15 protein-coding genes are annotated in these 17896 nt (G+C 55.2%); 13 read left to right on the top strand and 2 right to left on the bottom strand.

From position 1 onward, the window contains the following. Positions 1–23 precede the first annotated feature (23 nt). Entirely contained in the window at positions 24–956 is a 933-nt protein-coding gene (locus ADN01_RS06390; protein WP_075071021.1) for a DUF1385 domain-containing protein, read from the bottom strand. 8 nt (positions 957–964) lie between these two features. Next, positions 965–2344 carry a dipeptidase gene (locus ADN01_RS06385; RefSeq protein ID WP_062418459.1) on the bottom strand — a complete coding sequence of 460 codons (1380 nt, stop codon included), beginning with the start codon at positions 2342–2344 and terminating at the stop codon, positions 965–967. A 193-nt stretch (positions 2345–2537) separates the two neighbouring features. On the opposite strand from ADN01_RS06385, the gene ADN01_RS06380 reads away from it, so the two are divergent. The 13 genes from ADN01_RS06380 (at position 2538) to ADN01_RS06320 (ending at position 17865) form a co-directional block, all read left to right on the top strand. Next, positions 2538–3431 (top strand): FAD binding domain-containing protein, encoded by an 894-nt coding sequence (locus ADN01_RS06380; protein WP_075071020.1) that lies wholly within the window; start codon positions 2538–2540, stop codon positions 3429–3431. Positions 3432–3449: 18 nt separating this feature from the next. After that, positions 3450–6251 carry a molybdopterin-dependent oxidoreductase gene (locus tag ADN01_RS06375; RefSeq protein WP_062418457.1) on the top strand — a complete coding sequence of 934 codons (2802 nt, stop codon included), beginning with the start codon at positions 3450–3452 and terminating at the stop codon, positions 6249–6251. Between the two features lies 1 nt (position 6252). Then, positions 6253–7593 (top strand): putative aminohydrolase SsnA, encoded by a 1341-nt coding sequence (ssnA, locus tag ADN01_RS06370; RefSeq protein ID WP_062418456.1) that lies wholly within the window; start codon positions 6253–6255, stop codon positions 7591–7593. A 29-nt stretch (positions 7594–7622) separates the two neighbouring features. Continuing rightward, positions 7623–8309: an NADPH-dependent F420 reductase gene (gene npdG, locus ADN01_RS06365; RefSeq protein ID WP_062418455.1), complete on the top strand. Its 687-nt coding sequence runs from the start codon at positions 7623–7625 to the stop codon at positions 8307–8309. Positions 8310–8318: 9 nt separating this feature from the next. Then, a complete protein-coding gene (cofE, locus tag ADN01_RS06360; RefSeq protein WP_062418454.1) occupies positions 8319–9086 on the top strand; it encodes a coenzyme F420-0:L-glutamate ligase in 768 nt (255 codons plus the stop codon). Beyond that, positions 9086–9622, top strand: coding sequence for a 2'-5' RNA ligase family protein (locus tag ADN01_RS06355; protein WP_062418453.1), 537 nt, complete (start codon positions 9086–9088; stop codon positions 9620–9622). Before cofE ends, ADN01_RS06355 begins: the two co-directional genes overlap by 1 nt. 93 nt (positions 9623–9715) lie before the next feature. Beyond that, entirely contained in the window at positions 9716–10318 is a 603-nt protein-coding gene (cofC, locus tag ADN01_RS06350; protein ID WP_062418452.1) for a 2-phospho-L-lactate guanylyltransferase, read from the top strand. Between the two features lie 44 nt (positions 10319–10362). Beyond that, the gene (locus ADN01_RS06345) at positions 10363–11361 is read left to right on the top strand and encodes an LLM class flavin-dependent oxidoreductase (RefSeq protein ID WP_062418451.1); all 999 of its coding nucleotides are present in this window, start codon (positions 10363–10365) and stop codon (positions 11359–11361) included. 129 nt (positions 11362–11490) lie between these two features. Then, positions 11491–12255 (top strand): FAD binding domain-containing protein, encoded by a 765-nt coding sequence (locus tag ADN01_RS06340; RefSeq protein WP_062418450.1) that lies wholly within the window; start codon positions 11491–11493, stop codon positions 12253–12255. Then, positions 12255–15263: a molybdopterin-dependent oxidoreductase gene (locus ADN01_RS06335; protein WP_062418449.1), complete on the top strand. Its 3009-nt coding sequence runs from the start codon at positions 12255–12257 to the stop codon at positions 15261–15263. The genes ADN01_RS06340 and ADN01_RS06335 overlap by 1 nt, the downstream gene beginning before the upstream one ends. Before the next feature lie 7 nt (positions 15264–15270). Further along, positions 15271–16065, top strand: coding sequence for an XdhC family protein (locus ADN01_RS06330; protein ID WP_082142801.1), 795 nt, complete (start codon positions 15271–15273; stop codon positions 16063–16065). 16 nt (positions 16066–16081) lie between these two features. After that, positions 16082–17494, top strand: a complete 1413-nt coding sequence (locus tag ADN01_RS06325; RefSeq protein WP_075071019.1) for an FAD binding domain-containing protein — start codon at positions 16082–16084, stop codon at positions 17492–17494. A 2-nt stretch (positions 17495–17496) separates the two neighbouring features. Further along, positions 17497–17865: a hypothetical protein gene (locus tag ADN01_RS06320; protein WP_062418447.1), complete on the top strand. Its 369-nt coding sequence runs from the start codon at positions 17497–17499 to the stop codon at positions 17863–17865. Positions 17866–17896: the final 31 nt, after the last annotated feature.

The following is a 17896-nucleotide window of genomic DNA, read 5'->3' as shown; positions in this document are numbered from 1 at the left end:
CCCCTCCCGTCTAAGCGCTGATTTTAGACAGCCGCCCCCTCTTGTTTTGCAGCAACCGAAGCGTTTTGCAGCGACATCTCCTGGTTCTCCAGGGCGTACATGCGGTTGAAGGCGGCAATCGAAACTTCTAACATGGGCAGATCGGGCTCGGCTGTGGTGAGGCTTTGCATGGCCAGATTGGGCCGGATGAGGAACTTTATGATGGGGTTAGTGAGGTTGTTGGCGGTGAATTTGATGATTTCGTAGGCAACGCCCGCCAATGGGGGGATGAGGAGAATGCGGGAAGCCAAGCGCCAGAAGATGGGCAGAGGGCCCAACAGCGAAAATACCACGATGGACAGCAATACCAGGGTGAGCAGAAAAGCGGTGCCGCAGCGAGGGTGCTCGCGAGAGCAGGCTTGCACATTTTCGGGGGTCAGTTCAATGCCGGCTTCAAAGGCATTGATGGTTTTATGCTCAGCGCCGTGGTATTGATACACGCGGCGTATTTCGGGCATTTTCCCAATACCCCAGACGTAACCAATAAGGACGGCCAGGCGAACGACGCCTTCAATGACGCTGCCCCACCAGGTGGAGAGCTTTAGCCAGTTTTCAAAGAGGTGGGCGATGGCAGAGGGCGCGACGAAGAAAATCAGGATGGCGATACCCATTGAGAGACCCAGGGTGAGGTACAGTTTGGGGCCTTCGATTTTTTCTTCTTCATCCCCTTGAATATTCGCGGAGAAAGTTAAATATTGAATTCCCAGGCCGAGGGCATCCCAAAGCAAAATGAGGCCGCGCAGAAACGGCCATTTGCGCACCGGGCTGGTGTAAATTTTGCCCAGGGGCTCTGATTTGATGATGATTTCACCGTTGGGCGCACGAAAGGCGGCCGCGACGTAACGCGCCCCGCGCATGAGGACCCCTTCGATGAGGGCCTGGCCCCCATAGGAAGGCATACGTTCTTGAGTGGACATGGTAACCTTTAAGCCTCGACTAAGTTGTAAAAGAAATGGACCAAGGCCTTCATCCCTGAATACCAGGTTGGGAGGTGAAGTTTTTCGTTGGGTGAGTGAATGTTATCATCTGGCAAGCCAAAACCGGTTAACACGGATTCAACACCCAGAATATCCTGCATGGCGCCCACCACGGGGATGGACCCGCCCTCGCGCTTATAAATGGGGGGCACATTCCAGACTTGTTCCATGGCTTTGGCCAGGGCCTGCGCAGCCGGGTGATTGCGGTCCGCTATGCTGGCTGGAGCTCCCTGCATATCTTTCAGTTCCCAGCGGATGGTCTTGGGGGCGCGTTCTTCCAGGTATTGGCGCAGCTGCTGGGCAACTTCGGCGGGCTGCTGATCGGGAACCAGACGCATGGAAATTTTGGCCATAGCCTGAGAGGGGATGATGGTTTTTGACCCGGCGCCGGTAAATCCGGAGATCATGCCGTTGACATCCAGGGTGGGACGGACGCCGACACGTTCCTGGGGCAGAAAATCGCTTTCTCCCCACAGCTCTGGCGCACCTGTCTGACGCAGATACGATTCACGGCTGACCGGAAGACGGCTGAATTCGTGATGCTCATCGGGGGTCAAAGTGCGCACGCTGTCGTAAAAACCTGGGAGGGTGATGCGCTGTTGATCGTCGTGCATTCCGGCGATCAGTTCAGCCAGGGCGTGGGCTGGATTGTGCACCACGCCGCCAAACATACCCGAGTGAAGGTCGTGATCGGGACCGTAGACATACAGCTCAAAATATGCCAGGCCGCGCAGTCCGTAGCTGATGGTGGGGGTGGTAGGGGAAACCATACCAGCGTCGGGATTGAGGCAGACATCGGATGAGAGGATCTGTTTTTGCTCGCGCAAGAACTGCGGCATACTGGGGGAACCGATTTCTTCTTCGCCCTCGATGATGAACTTGATGTTGACAGGGAGGGGATTGGTCTTTAAGACGGCCTCCACCGCCTGAATGGCCGCCACAACCTGACCTTTCATATCAGATGCGCCGCGGGCATACAGCCGGTCTTCGCGAATTTCAGGCGTGAAGGGGTCTGAATGCCACAGTTCCAGGGGGGCAGCCGGTTGGACATCATAGTGCCCGTAGATCAAAACGGTGGGGGCGTCGATGCTGTCCGCGCAGTATTGACCAAATACAATGGGGTGTCTTTGCGTGGGAAAAACCTGAATATGATCCAGGCCGATATATTTGAATTGATCGGCAATCCAATCGGCGGCCTTCAGCATATCGGCAGCATGATCGGGGTCTGTGGACACGGATGGAATACTGCAAAGCTGAGTCAATCGTTCCAGGGCGACGTGTTCCTGAGCGTTTAAGAAATCCAATGCGGCGGCGCGATGATTTGGCATGACTTATCTCCTATTCGATCTGTTATGATTATATGCGAAATCCGGCTGTGAGGCTATTGCGCTGTAGAATTTGATTTGCTACAATCATTTATAGTAAGGTTCGGTGGTCGGTTCAGGGCCATCCTGAATCGGCGTCGGGAAATCCAAATAACCCGTCGAAAAGTGCCGCCAACTAGTTGGGCCACCGATCCCTATGACTATCTGGAATCACTATTACCTCCCTTCCACATTAGACGAAGCAATTGAGCTGTTAAACCAGACTCCTGGTTCTGCCCGCGTCATCGCTGGCGGCACAGACTTGTTGCTGGATTTGCAGCAAGGACGACACGCGCCTGTGGACACCCTGGTGGATGTGAACCAGGTGCGAGAGATGCTGGTGTTGGAAATGCGCGGGACGCATCTGTTTATTGGCGCGTCGGTTCCCTTGAATCAAATTACCACATCCGAATTGGTGTTGGAACACGCCCAGGCGTTAAGCGAAGCGAGCGGGTTGATTGGCGGTCCGCAGGTGCGCAACACCGGCACATTGGGTGGGAATGTGGCCCATGCGCTGCCCGCGGCGGATGGGACGATTTCTATTATGGCGCTCAATGCTGAAGTAGAGATTGCCAGCGCTCAGGGACTGAGACGCCAGGCGCTGAATACTTTGTTCTTAGGGCCAGGAAAATCGGCTTTAGACCCTCACGGCGAAATTATCTCTGGTTTTTACCTGCCGGTGCGAAAAGCAAATCAGGCTTCTGGTTTTAGCCGCATCATGCGGCCGCAGGGGGTTGCGCTGCCAGTGATCAATATGGCTGCCTGGTTGGAGCGCGACGGGGATCGCATTCAAGATATTCGTATCGCGGTGGGGCCGTCTGGCCCAATTCCGCAGCGGATTACCGCCGCAGAAGACGCTTTGCGCGGCCGACCCTACAACGAAGAAAGTTTGAGCGATGGGTTGAAAGCTATGCTGAATAGCGTCAAATTCCGCACCAGCCCGCAGCGAGCAACAGCGGAATATCGTCAAAAACTGGCTGGTGTGCTGCTGCGTGAGGTGATTCAGAAGGTCTGGCAGCGGGCAGGTGGCCCCGTCTCTCACGTGGTTTAATGGTGAAGGAGCAGTGGAATGACAGATCAAACCTTGATTGAGTGTATCGTTAATGGAAAGCAGGTGCGTTTGCCTGCCCGCCCAGGCGAAATGTTAGCGGAGATGCTGCGCGAGCGGTTGGGACTGACGGGAACCAAGATTGGATGTAATGAAGCGGAATGCGGAGCCTGCACGGTTCTGATTGATAACAAACCGATCTTATCCTGCACTTTCCCCGCGGTGCGGGCTCAGGGACGCAATATTCTCACGATCGAAGGGCTGCGGCAAATCAGTGGAGATGAAGACCACTTGCACCCCTTGCAGGAGGCTTTTATCCTGCACGGCGCCGTGCAGTGCGGTTTTTGCATCCCTGGCCAGATTATGACTTCTTATGCTTTGCTGCTGAAAAAGCCTGAGCCGACGGCTGAGGATATTCACCATGCGCTCAAGGACACCTTGTGCCGGTGTGCTGGCTATCCGACGATTGAACGCGCCATTTTGGCCGCGGCGGAGGCGATGCGTACGGGACAGCCGGTACAGCCGCCTCAAATTCAAGAATCGGCCCGCGCACAGAAGGTGATTGGACGGGTTGAGATGCGTCCGGAAGCAGTGGAAAAAACCACTGGTGCAGCCATTTACACAGATGACTTGAAATTTGAAGGGATGCTGTATGGGCGGGCGAAGCGAGCTGGAATCCCGCACGGGCGTTTGAAAAAACTGGATGTATCCGAAGCCAGGAATCTGCCGGGGGTGTGGGCTGTTTTGACCGCCGAAGACATTCCCGGCGATCATTACCACGGCCTGGTGATCCCCGACTGGCCGACGATGGTTGGCATTGGCGAGCGCGTGCGTTACGTGGGGGATACGGTGGCGATTGTGGCAGCGGAGACCAAAGAGATCGCCGCTGAGGCTTTGGACTTGATAGAAGCCGAATACGAACTGCTGCCAGTCATTCAAGATCCGGTGCAGGCGCGTAAACCCGAAACGGAGGCACTGCACCCGGGTGGGAACCTGCTCAAGCACATTAAAGTACGAAAAGGTTCCACGGAAGCCGGCTTTGAACAGGCAGATGTGGTGATGGAGCATGTGTTCCACACGCCAACGACCGACCACGCATTTTTAGAACCGGAGTGCAGCATCGCCCGGGTGAACGATGAAGGCCGCATGGAAGTATATGTCGGATCGCAAATCCCATACGCCGACCGCAACCAGGTGGCTCGCGCGTTGGGCTGGCCGGAGGAACGGGTGCGGATCATTGGAACCCTGATCGGCGGCGGCTTCGGCGGGAAAGAAGATATCATGGGGCAGATTCACTCGGCTTTGCTGGCAAACGCCACACAGCGGCCGGTGAAGATTCTTTTCGACCGGCATGAAAGCCTGGTGGTGCATCCCAAGCGGCATGCGACCCAAATACGGGTGAAGATGGGCGCTATGCGGGATGGGACGCTGGTTTCAGCGGAAACGGAGCTCTATGGGGATACGGGTGCTTACGCTTCGTTGGGGGAAAAGGTGATGACCCGCGCCACCACACATTCCTCCGGCCCGTACAGTATTGCCAACGTGAAAGCGGATTGTTATGCGATGTATACGAATAACCCCCCGGCGGGCGCATTCCGCGGGTTTGGGGTAACTCAATCGGCTTTTGCGGTGGAATCGCTGATGGACATGCTGGCCGAACGGTTAGGCATGGATCGGATTGAACTGCGCAAGAAAAATGCACTGCGGGTGGGGAGTATCACCAATACCGGTCAGGTGCTGCGCGACAGTGTGGGGTTGGTGGAGTGCATTGAGAAAGTGGAGGCTGAATTACACCGGCTGGCTGGCCCAGACCCATTTGCGCCGCGTGAAGTGGAAGGCAGCCCCCATCTTGTGCGGGCCTGGGGATTGGCGGCGGCCTACAAGAACACCGGTTTGGGCGGCGGCGCGCCGGATAAGTCCGGAGCGGAAGTTGAACTGTATCCCGATGGGACTTTGGAAGTGCGCACCTCGGCTGCAGAGATTGGGCAGGGGTTGGTGACGGTTTTGCGCATGATCGTGGCAGAGGAGTTTGGGGTGCGCGGCGAACGCGTCCATGTACTGCTGTCGGATACGGATTTGACCCCGGACGGCGGCCCTACAACCGCATCACGGCAGACGTATGTGACCGGGAATGCTGCCCGAGGGGCGGCTGTGGCGCTGCGGCAGGCGCTGACCTCGATGCTGGCCGAAAAGTACGACGTCCCGCCGGAACAGATCCGCTTTGTCGAGGGGCTGGCGCAGGTGAACGGCCAGGAAATCCCTCTGGGCGCTCTGGCAACCGAGATGCAGAGCGAAGGACGCGCGCCGCGGTCGATGTTTGAGTATTGGGCCCCGGCCACCCGCCCGTTGGGTGAAGAAGGTGATATGCACTTTGCTTTTGGGTTTGGGGTGCAGGCCGCAGAAGTGGAAGTGAACCGGTTGACGGGTGAAGTGCGCGTGGTGCGCATTGTGGCGGCGACGGATGTGGGAACCGCCATCAACCCCCTGGGTCTGCAAGGGCAGGTGGAAGGGGGTGTGATGATGGGGTTGGGGAATGCGCTGACGGAGCATTTCATTTTGGATGAGGGTCGGGTGGTCACCGACCGGTTGGCACGCTACCGTATTCCGTCCATCACGCACACGCCGGAAATCACCTCGATCATCGTGGAGCACGCGACATCCGGCGGACCGTATGGGGCCAAGGGAATCGGCGAAATCGTCAGCATTCCCACCACGCCGGCCATTACAAACGCAATTTACAACGCAGTCGGTGTGCGGGTGGACTCGCTGCCGGTGGATCAAGAAAAAATCGCCGAGGCTTTAGCGGCGGAAAAGGCAGGTTAGTATGCTGATTGTCAACGGTAAGATTTTGACCTGGGAAAAACCGAACCGGATATTGGACGCTTATGCCGTCCTTATTCGCGATGGGATAATCGTGGAAGTTGCGCCGCAGGCCGACCTGACGGCGCGCTACCCGCAGGAAGAAAAGCTGGATGCGGGCGGACAGTACGTGATGCCGGGGAACATTTGCGCGCATACCCATTTTTATGGAGCCTATTCGCGCGGGATGGCTATCCCTGGTTCACCCGCCAAGGACTTTCCCGAAATATTGGAGAAATTGTGGTGGCCGCTGGATAAATCGCTGGACGATGAGGCGGTGAAGTATTCGGCGCTGGTCTGCATGATAGACGCCATCAAACACGGCACCACGACGTTGATTGATCACCATGCCTCACCATACGCGATCGACGGATCGCTGGACCTTGTGGCGGAGGCTGCGAGAGAAACGGGGTTGCGCTGCTCGCTGTGTTACGAGGTGACTGACCGGGACGGCGAAGATCGTTCGAAGGCGGGGATCCGTGAGAATGTGCGCTTTATCCGTCGGGTGGAACAGGAAAAGAATCCGCTGTTGGCGGCCACTTTTGGAATTCACGCCAGCCTGACGGTTTCGGATGCAACCCTGGAGCGCTGCCGGGCGGAAATTCCATCGGGCTACGGCTTTCATATTCATGTGGCCGAACATTCGGTGGATGAGTATGACTCCTTGGCGAAAACTGGCAAGCGTGTCGTGGACCGGCTGCACCAATTTGGCATTTTGGGCGACCGTTCGATCATCGTGCACGCGGTACATGTGGACGCAAAAGAGATTGCCTATCTGGCAGAAACCAAAACCTGGGTCAGCCATCAACCGCGTTCGAATATGAATAATGCTGTGGGATTGCCCGCGGTGGAATCGATGATGCGGGCGGGCATTAAAGTGTGCATGGGAAATGACGGTTTTTCCAACGCGATGTGGGAGGAATGGAAAACCGCTTATCTGGCGCACAAACTTTGGAACTTGGATCCGCGGCGGATGGGCGGCTATGACCTGGTGGAAATGGCCGTTTATAACAACCAGCAGCTGGCGCAGACTCAATTTGGCGGCGTACCTGTGGGTGTGATTGCGCCAGGAGCCTGGGCAGATCTGATTTTTGTGGATTACAAGCCGTTTACGCCCTTCACGGGCGGCAACGCCCCCTGGCACATTTTGTTTGGCTTCAATGAAAGCATGATCACTACCACGATGGTGGCGGGTAAAGTGCTCATGCGCGACCGGAAGATCCTGGTTTTGGATGAGGCCGCGGTGATGGAAGAAGCGCTGCGCATCGCCCCGCAGGTATGGGAGCGTTATAACCAGAAGTTTTAAAGGCATCCTTTTATTGCATCAGGAGGAGAATGAGCGACAACCCGGAAGTGACCATTCGTGTAATTGCCATCCTGGGGGGGACCGGCAAAGAAGGTAAAGGTCTGGCGTTTGCATGGGCAAAGGCTGGATACAAGATCTTGATCGGTTCGCGGCAGGTTGAAAAAGCTCAGGCCGCGGCGGATGATGTACTGCAGATGACGGGCGGGAAAGCGGATATTCAGGGGGTTACGAACACCGAAGCGGCTGAACAGGCGGATATCGTGGTGATGACGGTTCCGTTTGCGGCGCATCGAACCATGCTGGAAAGTGTCAAGCCTAATTTAGCGGGGAAGATTTTAGTGGATGTGACGGTGCCGCTGGTTCCGCCGAAGGTGACCAAGGTGCAAATGCCCCCGGCCGGCAGCGCGGCGCAAGAAGCCAAAGAGATAGTGGGAGAGGCAACAGAAGTGGTGGCCGCCTTCCAAAATATTTCCTATGAGAACCTGCTGTCTGGCGAGGATGTGGAGTGCGATGTGTTGGTAACCGGCAGCAGCAAGGCTGCCCGCGAAACGGTGATCAAGCTGGTAGAAGATGCGGGGCTGATCGGTTGGGATGCTGGGCCTATTGAAAATTCTGTGGTTGTCGAAGGCTTAACCTCGATTTTGATCGGCCTGAATAAAAAATATGGAGTTGAATCTTCTGGGATTCGGATCACGGGAATTCCGCGGCGGGTATAGGGAGAGCGCATGTCATTGGTGTTAACCCCCCTGAGCAATTTCCCACTCATCGAACCTGGGGATGATCTTGCGGAATTGTTGATACACTCGCTGGAGGCGACGGATATCCAAATTGCTGACGGCGATATTCTGGTACTTGCCCAGAAAATTGTGTCGAAAGCTGAAGGAAGGCTGGTGAATTTGAGCACGGTTGAGCCCTCAGCTCGCGCGAATGAATTGGGAGAGATCACAAAGAAAGATGCGCGGCTGCTGGAATTGATCTTGCGAGAAAGCCGGGCGGTGCTGCGGACGGGATTGAACACCATCATCGTCGAGCACCGTTTGGGGTTTATCTGCGCAAACGCGGGAATTGATCATTCGAATGTGCGCGGCCCGTGGGGAAAAGAAGAGGATTGGGTATTATTGCTGCCAGAAGATCCAGATGCGTCCGCCCGGCGGCTGCAAGAGCAAATATATGCGCATAGCCATATTCATATTGGCGTCAGTATCATTGATTCGCACGGAAGAGCCTGGCGGAATGGGACGGTAGGCGTCACCATTGGGCTGGCGGGTGTGCCAGGGGTGGTGGATATGCGCGGTGTGCCGGATTTGTTTGGTTTTCGACTGCGGATCACCCAAATTGGGGCGGCGGATGAATTGGCGGCGGCGGCCTCTTTAATGATGGGGCAGGCAGCGGAGGGATCACCCGCAGTGCATGTTCGCGGCTTCCCCTATGCTTTGCGAAATTCGACTTTGACGGAAATAATCCGGCCTAAGGAACAAGATCTTTTTCGATAATGATGATCGCGATTGTCTCTCTGGTTAACGAAAGTCAGGTATGGTCTGGCAAAACAGCTCAGGCCCCGGCAGAGACTGTATGTGAATCAGAAGACTTACAGGCGGTTCATCAGCCGCATCTGACCTGGATGGCGGTAGAGGAGTTGGAGCTTGAGGGTAGTATGACTGAGCTTGAGCGGCTATCACGCAATTTTGCGCCAACACAGGCGAATGTGTGGGGGTACGGTGTGTTTCCAGGGGATTTCCCCACGGTGACCCTTGGGGTATTGAAGACTGAAGCGATTCAGAAAATGCACCAGCAATTGTGGGCCGTATTGAGCCTGCGGGCAAAGGGCATCAATGCGTATTATGCCCCGGCGGTATGGATGCCGCACATCACGATGGTGTATCACGATGGAACCTTGCGGCAAGCGCCTTGTGCTTTGGATGCGCTGATTCCAACACCACCTGAGCGGTATTCTTTTGAGATCAATAATCTGGCTGTAATTTATCAAACTGATCACGAGGAGGGCATTTACCGAAAAATCCCGTTGTGAAGCGGAATTTTGCTGCCTGAGCTGACGGCTCATGACTGGCGCGCGGGAGTATAATTTAATATATCAATTTCTGTATGGAGGGCTGCAAAGCTGATGAGCCTCTGGGCAATCGTTCCAGTAAAGCCTTTACGAATGAGCAAGCCGCAGTTATCGGATGTATTGGACGAAGAAGAACGCTTAACATTAAACCTTACCATGTTGGGAAATACGCTGCAAGTTTTGTCCAGCGTGCAGGAAATCGATCAGGTCCTGGTGATCAGCCGTGATTCTTCTGTCCTGTCTATGGCACGCGATTACGGGGCGAGAACCTTACAGGAAGACCCGAACTCGCCGCTCGAAGTGGTTTTGCAGCGAGCCGCGGCGGTGGCAAGGGCTTACGCTGCCCGCGCATTACTGATCGTAGCAGCAGATTTACCATTGTTGGCGCCGGAAGATGTGCAAACGATGTTGGCTCACGCGGTTCAACCGCCTGAGATGATCATTGCTCCCGACCGAAAAAACGATGGGGTTAATGTAGTGCTGATTAACCCGATTGAAATGTTCAAAGTAACCTTTGGAAAGGGATCTGTGGAACGGTATCAAAAACAGGCGATAGCCCACGGAACCCGGTTAGAAATCTTGTCACTTCCAACCCTTGCGTTCGACCTTGATTCTCCGGAAGACCTTGAATACCTCAACCAGGTGGAGCAGGTTTAACCAGAGGTAGAACGCCCAGCCCTTAACCAATTTTGGAGGAACTCATGAGCGACCGTGTAGCCCTTTATTTGCAGGATTCGCATGATTTACGCGACGGCCTGGATTATGTGAAATATGCCGAAAAACGTGGGTTTGAAGCAGTATGGCAGGCTGAAAGCCGACTGGTGCGCGACGCGATCGTACCTATGGCGGCGTATGCGGCTGTTACCGAGAAGTTAATCGTAGGCTCTGGGGTGATCAATAACTGGACGCGCAACATCGGCCTGTTGGCGGCGACCTTTTTGACCCTGGACGATCTGGCGCCGAACCGTGTGATTTGCGGTATTGGTGCGTGGTGGGATCCGCTGGCGAAAAATGTGGGGATTGACCGCAAAAAACCGCTTCAGGCCATGCGCGATACGGTGGTCGTTCTGCGCAAACTGCTCAATATGGAGCGGGTTACATTCCACAGCGAATTTATCAATGTGGACGGGATTGAACTGGATGTGGTTCACGGCCGCCGGGAGCCGCGAAATGTGCCCATTTTTATCGGCGCCACCGGCGATAAGATGATGGAAATGACAGGTGAGATTGCGGACGGCGCTGTGTTGAATTACTGCGTACCTCCGGAATACAACCACAAAGCCCTGGAATTGTTAGAAGCGGGCGCGAAGCTTTCGGGCCGTACACTCGACGACATTGACCGGCCGCAGCTGGTGGTTTGCTCGGTGGATGAAGACCATGATAAAGCCATTGACACCTCGCGTGAACTGCTGACCCAATATCTGGCCCAGCAGCCCCACATCGCCAAGGCATCTGGCGTTTCCATGGACGTCGTGGCTGAGATCCAATCCATTTTAGGGTGGCCTGCCACGCATGAGCAGATTCAGAAAGCCAAGCATTTGGTTCCGGAAGAATTGATCCTGCGCATTACGGCCTCTGGAACGCCGTCGGAAGCCAAAGCGAAAGTCGCTGAATATGTGAAAAACGGCTGCACCTGCCCGATCTTATATCCGGTGGGCGGCGATGTGCGTTTGCTGATTGACACTTTTGCGACCCAGTAAACGCAAAAGGAAGTTTACCGATCCTGATCTCCACCCTTGGGAGGGAAACTTCCCAGGGGTGGTCAACACATCTACTGAAGCCAATTTGTCTGGATGGGCAGGGAAACGCCCCGACAAGGAGAGTGAAAAATGATTATTGAATATCACCGCCCTCACACAATGGAAGAAGCTCTATCACTGTTGGGTCGAAGTGCGCCACCAACGGTCCCGTTAGGCGGCGGCACAAGTCTGAGCCGATACCGTAAGCAGTCTATTGCGGTGGTTGACATCCAGGCGCTGCCCCTGCACGCGACCCGGGTTGAAGGGCAGAACTTGAAAATTGGGGCCGGTGTGAAGCTGCAAGGGCTGCTTGAAGATCCACAGTCTCCGGCTGTTTTGGTGGACGTTATCCGGGCTGAGGCTAGCCACAATTTGAGGCAGATGGCCACTGCCGGAGGGACATTGGTCAGCGGGGGAGGTCACAGCCCATTTGCGGCGGTGTGTTTGGCGCTAGACGCGCAATTAACCTGGGAACCGGGTGGGAAAGAAATCAGCCTGGGCGATTGGCTGGCGACGAAAAAAGCAGATCTGCCGTTCGGGGCGTTGATGACGCAAATTACCCTGCCGTTGAATGCACGAGCTGCGTATCATGCGGTGGGGAGAAGCCCGGCAGATGTGGCCCTGGTCATGGCATCTGCGGCGAGATGGCCGTCGGGGCGGACGCGGATCGTGATCGGCGGACGATTGATGGAGCGGGTGGTGTTGGTCCTGGACGGTACGGACAGCAGCGGAGCGATTGAAACTGCTGTTAATGCGTGTAGCCATTATTTTACATCGAGATATTCTGTAGAATTCATTGAACACGAAATAACCACGCTGACAGCCCGCTGCTTGCGGGATGTGGAGGTGAAGTGATGAAGCTCACACTGAACATTAACGGGAAAAGCATCGAACAAGAGGCCCCTGCCAATACGACCCTTCTGACGTTCATGCGGAATGCTGGATTTTTTGAAGTGAAGTTTGGGGGATGTGATAACGGTGAGTGTGGAGCCTGTACTGTGCTACTAGACGGGAAGCCGGTCAATTCATGCGGTATGCTGGCGGCACAAGCAGAAGGGCACACCATTCAGACCGTGCAGAATGTGGGTGAACGCGAAGGAAAAGGATGGAAGCAGACCAGCGGTCTGGATGCGATCCAGCAGGCATTTATTGAGGTCGGCGCTGTGCAATGCGGTTACTGCACCCCAGCGATGGTGCTGGCGGCGCGCTCGCTGCTTGAAAAGGAGAAGAATCCCACCGATGAACAAATTCGGGATGTCCTCTCGGGCGTTTTGTGCCGCTGTACGGGTTATTTAAAGCCAGTACAGGCGGTACAACGCGCGGCGGCGGTTTTGCGCGGCGAACCAGTGGAACCGCTGTACCCTTCCAATGCGCCGATGCCGGATAGCGGCGATCCTCTCCATCCTGTTGAGAATCGTGAACCGGAAGAGCCGGCTGGCGGAGGTCTTGAAACCCAGACGCGCATCATGCCGCAAATCTGGACGGATTCCTCTGGCATGAAGCCATACCAACGTATTGGCCAGCCAGACATCAAGGTTGACGCAATCAAACTTGTCCAGGGTAAGCCAGCGTTCACCGCGGATATGGAAATGCGGGGGATGTTGGTCGCTAAGGTTTTACACAGCCCAGTGGCGCATGCCAACATCAAGAAAATTGATGTGTCCAAAGCACGGGCGTTGCCTGGGGTGGCGGCTGTGCTGACATGGGAGGATCTGCCACGGGTGGTTTATTCCACTGCCGGCCAGTCGGACCCGATCCCTGGGCCGCTGGATATGTTCTCTCTGGATAAGAAAGTGCGCTTTGTGGGTGATCGGGTAGCCTTTGTGGCTGCTGAAACGGCTGAGATTGCTTATGAGGCCTTGAAGCTGATTGAAGTTGAATACGAAGAACTGCCGTTACTGCTGGACCCAGCGGACGCCATGAAGCCCGGCGCGGTGATTTTGCATGATGAGCCGGAATATGTCAATTTTGCTGATTCTGATCCGAAACGGAACCTGGCGGCAGAAATTCATATTGATATCGGGAATGTGGATAAGGGTTTTGCAGAGGCGGATTTCATCTTCGAAGGAGAGTATGAGGTCCCCAAAGTTCAGCAGGCTCACATTGAACCGCATGTGGTGGTCACCTATTGGGATGAGGATGACCGCCTGGTGATCCGAACCAGCACGCAGGTGCCCTTCCATGTGCGCCGGATGCTAGCACCGGTATTGGGTTTGCCTGTAAAACGAATCCGGGTGATCAAACCGCGCATTGGCGGCGGTTTTGGCGGAAAGCAAGAAGTGCTCATCGAAGATGTGGCGGCGCATTTAACCATTGCAACTGGCCGGCCGGTCTTGTTTGAGTATACGCGTGAAGAGGAATTCACCGCCTCCCGCTCGCGCCACCCCATGCGGATTCATATGAAGACCGGCGTTAAGAAGGACGGCACCCTCACCGCGAACGAAATGATCGCCCTCAGCGATACGGGCGCTTACGGCTGTCACGCTTTAACGGTGACGGGCAATACCGGCCATAAATCCATGGCTTTATATGTGGGCGATGGGCCGTATCGTGAATCCCCGAACATCCGTTTCCACGCGGATATTGTGTACACCAATCATCCGCCAGCGGGAGCGTTTCGCGGATACGGCGTTCCCCAAGGATATTGGGCGGTCGAGCGGCACATGGAAAAGATCGCCCGCGAGTTGGGATTAGATCCTTTGGAATTCCGTCTGAAGAACGCCATTCGCCCTGGAGAACTGCATCCCTTCAGTACCGCATGGAGCGAAGGCCGCGAACCTAACCCTGAAATCATCCATACAGTGGGGCTTGAAGATTGTGTGCGCCAGGGGCGTGCCGAAATGGGCTGGGATTCGAAATTTGGGAATCCGGAATGGCATATGGTGCCGGGGAAACCCCACTTGCGCCGCGGGATTGGCGTGGCGATGGTAATGCAGGGAACGGCCATCCCGTATCTGGACATGGGCGGGGCGAGCATCAAGATGAATGATGACGGCTCGTTTAACCTGTTGATTGGGGCGACTGACCTGGGCACCGGCTCTGATACTGTGTTGGCACAGATGGCGGCCGAAGTGCTGGGCGTTCCAGTTGAGGATATGATCGTCTATTCCTCCGACACCGACTTTACCCCCTTTGATAAGGGTGCATACGCCTCCAGCACGACCTATATATCTGGGGCAGCGGCGGTACGGGCTGCGGAACAGGCGGCGGAACGGATCAAGATTCGTGCGGCGCGCATGTTGAATGATCGCGGGGATGGGCCCACGGTTCGACCGGAAGATATTTTGTTGGAAGACCGCAAGGCAATGGCTCCGGATAAGCGGTTTGTGACATTGTCAGAGGTTGGTCACGATTCCCTGCACCACAAGGATCAAGAACAAATCATGGGGATTGGCTCCTACGTCTCACCGGTTTCTCCGCCGCCGTTTGCTGCGCAATTTGCCGAGGTGACGGTAGACCTTGAGACGGGGCAGGTTACGGTGGACAAACTGCTGATGGCGGTTGATTCCGGCGTGATCGTGAACCCCATCACCGCTTCTGGGCAGGTAGAAGGCGGTATGACCCAGGCTTTGGGCTACGCAGTATGCGAAGAAATGCTTTATGACGAAAAAGGCGCGGCGTTGGAACGTGATCTGGTGGATTACCACATTTTCCGGGCCGATGAAATGCCGGATTTGTCCACGCTGTTCATTCAAACCTTTGAGCCGTCGCATCCCTTTGGCGTGAAAGCCGTAGCAGAAATCCCCCTGGACGGGGTGGCGCCGGCTGTGGGCAATGCAGTGTTGGACGCCTGCGGCGCGAATGTGGATATTAACCCTGTGACGCCAGAGCGGGTGTGGCTGGCGATGCAGAATAAAGAATAAGGTAGAGATGGAATCGATTTATCAAGCTTTAGCTGAACTGGAAAAACGAGGTGGAGCCGGTGTGGTTTGTACCATCATGAACACACACGGCTCCACGCCGCGGCACGCGGGAAGCAAGATGTTGGTGTACCCCGATGGGAGTTTCATTGGCACGGTGGGCGGCGGAGAAGTGGAAAACCGCGTTTTACAAGAGGCACAAGCAGCTCTTGAAGACGGCAAGAACCGTGTGTTACACTACAATATGTCAAACCCACAAGCAGGCGACCCCGGAATTTGCGGAGGGCAGTTGGATATCTTCGTTGAACCTATTCTTCCCAAGCCGGTGGTGGTCATCGTGGGCGCCGGACATGTGGGGAAGGCGGTTGCTCATCTGGCCAAATGGTTGGATTTCCGTGTGGTAATTTCAGACGACCGCCCTGAGCTCTGTACACCGGAAGAAAACCCGGATGTGGATTTGTATCTGAGTGTTCCCATGCAGGAGATTCCGCAGCACATTGAAATGAACCGCTTTACGTACTTACTGCTTACCACGCGTGGTTCAAATGTGGACATTGAGGGGCTGCCTGCCCTGCTGCGGCAGCCGGTTGGGTATATCGGCGTAATTGGGTCCCGGCGGCGGTGGATTACCACACGCAAAGGAATATTAGAATCAACCGATATTACTGAGGCGGAGCTGGACAGGGTACATTCACCGATTGGGTTGGAATTGAAAGCCGAGACTCCCGAAGAAATTGCAGTGAGTATTCTCGCAGAGATAATCATGGTGCAAAATGGCGGCACTGGGAAAAGCATGAAACAATAAGTGGTGTGGAGGAGCTATGTGGAAAAACTACATCAACGCAACAACTATTGAAGAAGTCCTCGATATCCTTGCGCGTGAGGGTGAAAAGGCACGCATTATTGCGGGGGGCACCGATTTAGTTTTAGAGTTAGAACGCGGACAGCGCAAAGGAATTGAAACGCTCGTGGATGTTTCCCGCATTCCGGGTCTGGATGTCATCCAGATGGATGAAGATGGGCTGATCCACATGGGGCCGCTGGTCACACACAACCACTGCGTGGGTTCCAAGCTGATCCAGGAATACGCGCTGCCGCTGGCGCTGGCGGCCTGGGAAGTGGGATCTCCACAAATTCGAAATCGGGGGACGGTGGCCGGTAACTTGATTACGGCCTCACCTGCCAACGATACAATTTCTCCCTTGATGGCGTTGGGCGCAAAATTGTGTTTACGTTCTGCGACTGGGGAACGTGTGGTAGATCTGGCGGATTTCTATACGGGTGTGCGCAAGACGGTGATGCGCTCAGATGAGATGGTAGTGGACATTTTCTTCCCCGCCATGCGCTCCGGCCAGCGCGGAATGTTCATCAAATTTGCACTGCGACGTGCGCAGGCCATTTCTTTGGTCAATGTGGCGGTGGTATTAAGCCTGGAGGGCGGGATCGTTCAAAAAGCGGTGATCACTCTGGGCGCAGTCGCGCCGGTGATCATCCATGCTGTGAAAGCCGAGCAATTCCTGGTTGGAAAAGCGCTGAGTTCAGAGGTTATTGAGCAGGCGGGAGAACTGGCAAGAGAAGCTGCGAAGCCGATTAACGATTTGCGCAGTTCGGCGGTGTACCGCAGCCATATGGCCCGACTAATTACCAAACGGGCGTTGGAAGCGATCCACAACCATACAGAGCATGCAAACCTGCCGGAATCACCAGTTTTACTGTGGGGAAAACCGGTCAACGTGCCCAGCCACCTGGAACAGATGGTCCAATTTGACGGCACTCAGCCGATTGAAACGACCATTAACGGCCAACGGTATTCTTTCGCAAGCGGTTACGAAAAAACACTGCTTCATTTACTGCGCGAGGATGCAGGTTTAATTGGTTCCAAAGAAGGCTGCGGCGAAGGAGAGTGCGGGGCGTGCACCTTGTATCTGGATGGGATCGCGGTGATGGGCTGCCTGGTTCCGGCGGGACGTGCCCACGGCGCGGATATCCGCACGATTGAGGGTATCTCCGAAGCGGATTCGCTGCACCCCGTTCAGGAGGCCTTTGTCACCGAGGATGCGGTTCAATGCGGTTACTGCACGCCCGGTTTTGTGATGTCTGCGGTCAAACTGCTGGAAGAACGTCCGCATCCAACATTGGAAGAAATTCAGCAGGGAATTACCGGCAATTTGTGCCGATGCACGGGGTATTACAAGATCATTCAGGCGATTGATAAGGCGGCTCAGCGAGGGTAAGAATGGGAAAATACAGCTCGTACACCGGTCGGCCAGACCAACAACCCAAAACCAGAGAAATTCATCCCATCTGGCGTGGGGTGGGGTTCGCTCTGATTGTCTTGATCCCCATTTTGTCTTACTTTGGAGCATTGGTGTTGTTTGATCTGAACAAGCAATATCATTGGCTTCGAATCACGCCGGATATGATTTCGCCGATCATCGAACCCTATTTTTACATCAAGGCCGGCCTGACGCTAGTGCTCATGTTCCTGCTCTTCGCGGTTTTTTCGCTGTTTTCGTTTGCGCTTTACCAGATATTTGCTCCCCCACGGTATGGGCCGTACGACGTACCCCCGGTGCAGTACCGCGGGAAACGCTATAAACGGTAACCTGAGACGGGATGATGATCTGTAAGGGTGA

It is taken from the genome of Levilinea saccharolytica (genome assembly GCF_001306035.1).
GTDB lineage: Bacteria > Chloroflexota > Anaerolineae > Anaerolineales > Anaerolineaceae > Levilinea > Levilinea saccharolytica.
Note: the sequence above shows the minus strand (reverse complement) of the source record. Positions and strands in the feature narration are given on the sequence as shown.